Raw genomic sequence first — 5,291 nt, 5'->3', positions numbered from 1 at the left:
CTCGATCAGGACTTGCGCAGTGCCGAAGGCGGGAAGCCGAGATGCTTGCGGAAGGCGTGGGACAGGGCGCTCTGGTTGGCAAAGCCGCAGCGATCCGCGATCTGGGACAGGGAAAGCTCGCTGGTGCCCAGCAGCTGGCGTGCCTCTTCCAGCCGACGGCGCAGCAGATACTGATAGGGCGAGAGGCCGGTCAGGACGCGGAAGCGCTCGCTGAAATGCTGCTCGGAGAGATGCGACTGGCGAGCAAGATCCGCCACGCTGAGGCGCTGGCCGAGATTGGCGTCGATGAAGCGGTTGAGCGCGACCAGATCCAGCTGACGACCACTGGTGCTCAGCGCGCTCATCGGCTCTTCGATGCGCGTGTTCAGGCAGGCGAGGAAGGTGGCGGCGAGCAGGTCGCCCGGCGCCTGCTGGTAGTCGTTGACTTCCGCGAGCATGAATTCGAGATAGCCACGCAGGCGGGTGTCCAGCGTGAAGAAGCGTGGGCGCTCGAAGAGACGCTTGAGCTCGCGATGATGGCCGGTCAGGTAGGGCGCATCATCGGGCAGGTCGAGAATCAGCTGGCGATTCTCGCCGATGCCCGCGTAGTAATGGACATGATCGGCCGGCACGATGCAGCCGGTCAGCGGGCGAATCTCGCCGCCCTGGCCCTCGATCTCGAACTCGGCCAGACCATCGAGGCCGATCACCAGCTGGTGGTAGCTGTGATCGTGGTGCTCGCGCAGGTTGGAGAGCGGGATCAGGCGCATCTCGCTGGCGGCCATCAGGCGCGAGTCTCCGCGACACCGGTGCGGGCACGCAGATGGCCCAGCAGCACGTTGAGCTCTTCACGGCCGGCGCGCGAGAACAGCGCACCGCCCTGGGCCAGCTGCCACGGCCGGGCGTGGTTGTCGAAGATGCCCTGGCAGCGGCGCCGTAGACTCTCCAGATACTCATCATGGCGAATCGGGTAGCCGATCACGCTGTGCCACTCGTTCTCGTTGATCTCGCCGCTGATCGCCTGGTCCAGCACGCGGGCGATATCGCTGTAGTCGGTACGAAAGCGCGGCGTACGCGACATCATCAGCATGGCCACGGTGCCGACGGTGACGATCAGGCAGACCACGAAGGTGATGATGAAGATGGACATGAGCGAACCTTGTGCGGGCGTAACCGGAAATAGTGTGGTAGCTCACCATTCTATCACGCTGCACGGCCAGTATCGTCAGTGCGGCAGGCGCGTCATGTTCTGTCTGTCAGAACGTTATGGCATGATTCAAGTCCATTGAGACGGCATGGCACACGTTGCCTGTCAGCCTCGTTCTTCACCTGCCGTGGGAGTCCCGCCGCATGGCCAATCAACGTGTGGAAGCGGTCGAGCGTGCCTTGACGCTGCTGGAAGCCTTTACCCCCGCGACCCCTCGCCTGACGCTCAACGAGCTGGCGCAGGCCAGTGGTTTCTACAAGAGCACGATTCTGCGGCTGATGGGCTCGCTTGAGCACTTCGGCTATGTGGCGCGTGACAGCCATGGCATCTACTCCATCGGCGCGGCGCTGGGGCGTTTTGCTCAGCTGGCACCGGCGTTGCCGGCCCGCGAGGCTCAGCTGCGCGGCTGGTTGGCGGCGCTGAATGCCGCCAGTGGCGAGACGGCCAGCCTGATGCTGGTCGAGCATGGCCCGCTGGCCGAGGCGCGCCCGGTGGCGGGCGTGACACGCCCGCGTCAGGCGATGTGCCAGTACGCGCATGTCAGCCAGTGGCCGCTGCGTCATCAGCTGGAGGAGGGCGAGCTGGTCGATGAGGCGCTGTCCGCCTTGCTGCAGCAGTGTGTCGACAGTGGCGAGATCGAGACCGGCGAAGCCGCCGGCCTGTCGGTGGCGGCGTTGGCGGTCAGCGTCGCCCAGCATCACGACGAGGGGCTGGCACCGGCGGAAGTCATCGTGCTCAGTGGCCCGACGGCGCGCCTGACGCCTGCCCAGGCCCACCGCCTGCTCGCCCAGTGGCAGCAGGGCGACTGATACGCGACTTGCCAGTGACACGTTATGGGAAGTGCTGAAATGACATCGCCCCCGCCGGCAAGACCGGCGGGGGCGATGTCATTTCAGAGCGCTGTCATTCAGGGCGTGTCACCTCATGAGAGGCGCGGACCCTTGCCTGGATCAGGCGTCGGTGGCGGCCTTGGCGGCGCTCATGCGGCGACGCAGGATGGGGCCGACGATCACCGGCAGCAGCAGACCGGCGATGGCGATGCACCACAGGGTCACGGCCAGCGGGCTACCGATCAGGATGGTCCAGTCGCCGTCAGACAGCTGCATGGCGTGACGCAGGTTCTTCTCCATCTCCGGCCCCAGCAGCATGCCGAGAATGACCGGCACCAGCGGGATATCCAGCTTGCGCAGGAAGTAGCCGGCGACCCCGAAGGCGACCATGAAGTACAGGTCGAAGGTCGAGTGGCTGATGGAGTAGATGCCAACGAAGGCGACCATGGTCACCACTGGCAGCAGGTACTTGGGCGGCACGGACAGCAGCTTGACGAAGATGCCGACCATCGGGATGTTCATCAGCAGCAGGATGACGTTACCGATCAGCAGCGCCGCGATCACGCCCCACACGATGTCGCCGTGCTGGGTGAACATCAGCGGGCCCGGGGTGATGTTGAGCGAGATCAGCATCGCCAGCAGCACCGCGGTGGTACCGGAACCCGGCACGCCCAGCGTCAGCATCGGCACCAGGGCACCAGAGGCGGCACCGTTGTTGCCGGCTTCCGGGGCGGCCACGCCGCGCGGATCACCTTCACCGAAGTTGCCTTTCTTGCCGAGGATCTTCTTCTCCAGCGTGTAGCTGATGAAGCTGCCCAGCGACGCACCGGCGCCCGGCAACACGCCGGAAATGAAGCCCAGCACACCGCCGCGGAAGGAGGTCGGCAGAATCGCGACGATGTCCTTCAGCTTCAGGGTCATCTTGTTCATGGCGATCATCGGCTTGCCTTCACCGGCGTGCTGTTCGATGAAGAACAGCAGCTCCGAGATGGCGAACAGACCGACGATGGCGATGATGAAGTCGATGCCCTCGAACAGCTCCAGCACATCGAAGGTGTAGCGCTGGGTGCCGGTGGAGCCATCGATGCCGACGGTGGCGATCATCAGGCCGATGGCGGCGGCCATCAGCGTCTTGACCGGATTCTTGCCGGTGATGCCGCCCAGGGTGGCGAAGGCCAGCACGAACAGCGCGAAGTATTCCGCCGGGCCGAAGGTCAGCGCGAAGCTGGCCAGCCACGGCGCCATCACGATCAGGCCGATGGTGGCGATCAGGCTGCCGATGAAGGAGGCGATCGCCGAGATGGCCATCGCTTCGGCGGCCTTGCCTTTCTGGGCCATCGGATAGCCATCGAGGCAGGTCATCATAGCCGGCTCATCGCCCGGGATGTTGAGCAGGATCGAGGAGATGCGCCCGCCGTACATGGCACCGGCGTAGACCGAGGTCAGCAGGATCAGCGAGGTTTCCGGGCTCAGGCCCAGGGTGAAGGCCAGCGGAATCAGGATGGCCACACCGTTGGCCGGGCCCAGGCCCGGCAGTGCGCCGATCAGGGTGCCCAGGAAGGCCCCCAGCACGGCGAACATCAGATTCTCTGGCTGCAGGGCGATGCCGAAGCCCTGCATCAAGAAGCCAAGACTTTCCATTACGCCACCTCCAGGATGCCCAGCGGCAGTGGTAGCTCAAGCACGAAGTTGAACAGGGCGAAGACGACGATGCCGCCGAGCAGGCCTGTCACGTAAGCGCGAACCGGCTTGGAGCCCATGCGCCAGCACAGGGTGCCGACCGCAGCGGTGGTCGTGACGATGAAGCCCAGTGGCTCAAGCAGTGCGGTGTACAGGCACAGGATGACGATGGCCAGCACCATCTCGGCGCCGGTGCGGCTCCACGGCCATTGCTGGTCCGGGTCGGGGCGCACGATCAGATACAGGCTGCTCAGCGCCAGCACGATCGAGAGCACCGTGGGGAAGGTTTCGGGCCCGATGGACTCGGCCCCGCCGAAGGGTTCCGGGAACTGCTGGGCACCCCAGCCGTACGCGACGGCCAGGGTGAGCATCAGCAGACCAAAGATGCGGTCATTCATCAGCGAATCAGCCCAATGTCCTTGGAAAGGGTCTGGATGTCCTGGATCTGTGCCTTCACGAAGGCATCAAACTCGGCACCCGATTTGTGGAACGGCATCAGGCCGCTCTTGGTCATCACGTCTTTCCATTCTTCGCTTTCATAGACGCTGTCCAGCGTGGTGGTCCAGTACTGCTCGGCATCGTCGCTGACACCGGCCGGGATGTAGAAGCCGCGCCAGTTGGGGGCGACGGCATCGATGCCCTGTTCGCGAGCAGTCGGCACCTCAGCCAGCTTGCCCGGCAGGCGCTCTTCGGAGAGCACGGCCAGCACTTTCAGGTCGCCGGATTCCATGAAGCCCTGAATCTCGGAGATATCACCGGTGAAGGCCTGCACGTGGCCGCCGACGACCTGGGTGATGGCTTCGCCGCCGTTGTTGTAGGACAGGTAGGAGACCTTGGGCAGGTTCTCGACATCGGCTGCCTGGGCAGCGATCAGCACCTTGAGGTGATCCCAGCCACCTGCGGCACTGCCGCCGGCGAACTTGACGGATTTTGGGTCTTTCTTCAGCGCGTCCATTACCTCGCTCAGGGTGTTGTACGGCGAATCCTTGGAGACGGCGATGGCGCCGTAGTCCGCGCCCAGTGCGCCGATCCACTCGACCTGGTCCTGATTCATGCCCGGGAACTGGCCCTGTGCCAGGCGGGTGGTGGTCGCGGTGGAGGCGGCCACCAGCAGCTGCTCGTCACCGGCACGCTTGGAGACGGTATGCGCGAAGGCGACGCCGCCACCGGCACCGGCCATGTTGATGGTCTGCACGTTGCCCGGCACGAAATCGAGCTCAGACAGGATCTTGCCGACGCTGCGGCAGGTGAAGTCCCAGCCGCCGCCCGGGTCAGCCGGCGCGATGCAGTCAACCTTGCCTTTCGGTTCGAAGGCGAAGGCCTGGGCGGACATGGCGGTGACCACCGCGGCTGTCAGGAGTTTGAGTGTCATATGACGTGTCATGGCGACCTCTGGTGTTATTGGATTGTGGTAGCGGCACATGTCGTGAGTCAGGTGCTGGCAGCGGCTGAGCGAGAAACTCGCCCTGCAGCCGCGAACCTGACAGCAACCTTACAATTCTGTAAGGCGGAACTTTATTCTGTATGGTGAAATTAGACTGCCGCCCGATGGCTCGCAAGATACCCATTCGTCGCACCGACCTTGGTCGAAAGGC

Annotated in this window: 6 protein-coding genes; 1 reads left to right on the top strand and 5 read right to left on the bottom strand. The window is 64.3% G+C overall.

Annotation, left to right across the window (positions count from 1 at the left end):
• Positions 1-5: 5 nt before the first annotated feature.
• On the bottom strand, positions 6-764 hold the full coding sequence (locus AC4FAH_RS05800) for an AraC family transcriptional regulator (protein ID WP_054556785.1): 759 nt from the start codon (positions 762-764) through the stop codon (positions 6-8).
• Positions 764-1,129, bottom strand: coding sequence for a hypothetical protein (locus tag AC4FAH_RS05795; protein WP_043335450.1), 366 nt, complete (start codon positions 1,127-1,129; stop codon positions 764-766). The genes AC4FAH_RS05800 and AC4FAH_RS05795 overlap by 1 nt, the downstream gene beginning before the upstream one ends.
• 200 nt (positions 1,130-1,329) lie before the next feature.
• Here AC4FAH_RS05795 and AC4FAH_RS05790 point away from each other — a divergent pair, with 200 nt between their 5' ends.
• Positions 1,330-1,995 carry a helix-turn-helix domain-containing protein gene (locus AC4FAH_RS05790; protein WP_107335199.1) on the top strand — a complete coding sequence of 222 codons (666 nt, stop codon included), beginning with the start codon at positions 1,330-1,332 and terminating at the stop codon, positions 1,993-1,995.
• A gap of 141 nt (positions 1,996-2,136) precedes the next feature.
• Here the strand turns inward: AC4FAH_RS05790 and AC4FAH_RS05785 are convergent, their stop codons facing one another.
• From AC4FAH_RS05785 to AC4FAH_RS05775, 3 genes are read right to left on the bottom strand one after another with little or no spacing between them, the layout of a single operon-like run.
• Positions 2,137-3,657 carry a tripartite tricarboxylate transporter permease gene (locus AC4FAH_RS05785; protein WP_043335451.1) on the bottom strand — a complete coding sequence of 507 codons (1,521 nt, stop codon included), beginning with the start codon at positions 3,655-3,657 and terminating at the stop codon, positions 2,137-2,139.
• A complete protein-coding gene (locus tag AC4FAH_RS05780; protein WP_043335453.1) occupies positions 3,657-4,094 on the bottom strand; it encodes a tripartite tricarboxylate transporter TctB family protein in 438 nt (145 codons plus the stop codon). The genes AC4FAH_RS05785 and AC4FAH_RS05780 overlap by 1 nt, the downstream gene beginning before the upstream one ends.
• A complete protein-coding gene (locus tag AC4FAH_RS05775) occupies positions 4,094-5,068 on the bottom strand; it encodes a Bug family tripartite tricarboxylate transporter substrate binding protein (RefSeq protein ID WP_240548726.1) in 975 nt (324 codons plus the stop codon). The genes AC4FAH_RS05780 and AC4FAH_RS05775 overlap by 1 nt, the downstream gene beginning before the upstream one ends.
• Positions 5,069-5,291: the final 223 nt, after the last annotated feature.

It is taken from the genome of Cobetia sp., from assembly GCF_983723665.1.
This window is presented reverse-complemented; position numbering and strand designations above follow the sequence as displayed.

Bases quoted from the DNA above. Each gene is read 5' to 3' on its own strand.
- AC4FAH_RS05800 (WP_054556785.1), bottom strand. From the start codon at position 764: ATGGCCGCCAGCGAGATGCGCCTGATCCCGCTCTCCAACCTGCGCGAG.
- AC4FAH_RS05795 (WP_043335450.1), bottom strand. From the start codon at position 1,129: ATGTCCATCTTCATCATCACCTTCGTGGTCTGCCTGATCGTCACCGTC.
- AC4FAH_RS05790 (WP_107335199.1), top strand. From the start codon at position 1,330: ATGGCCAATCAACGTGTGGAAGCGGTCGAGCGTGCCTTGACGCTGCTG.
- AC4FAH_RS05785 (WP_043335451.1), bottom strand. From the start codon at position 3,657: ATGGAAAGTCTTGGCTTCTTGATGCAGGGCTTCGGCATCGCCCTGCAG.
- AC4FAH_RS05780 (WP_043335453.1), bottom strand. From the start codon at position 4,094: ATGAATGACCGCATCTTTGGTCTGCTGATGCTCACCCTGGCCGTCGCG.
- AC4FAH_RS05775 (WP_240548726.1), bottom strand. From the start codon at position 5,068: ATGACACTCAAACTCCTGACAGCCGCGGTGGTCACCGCCATGTCCGCC.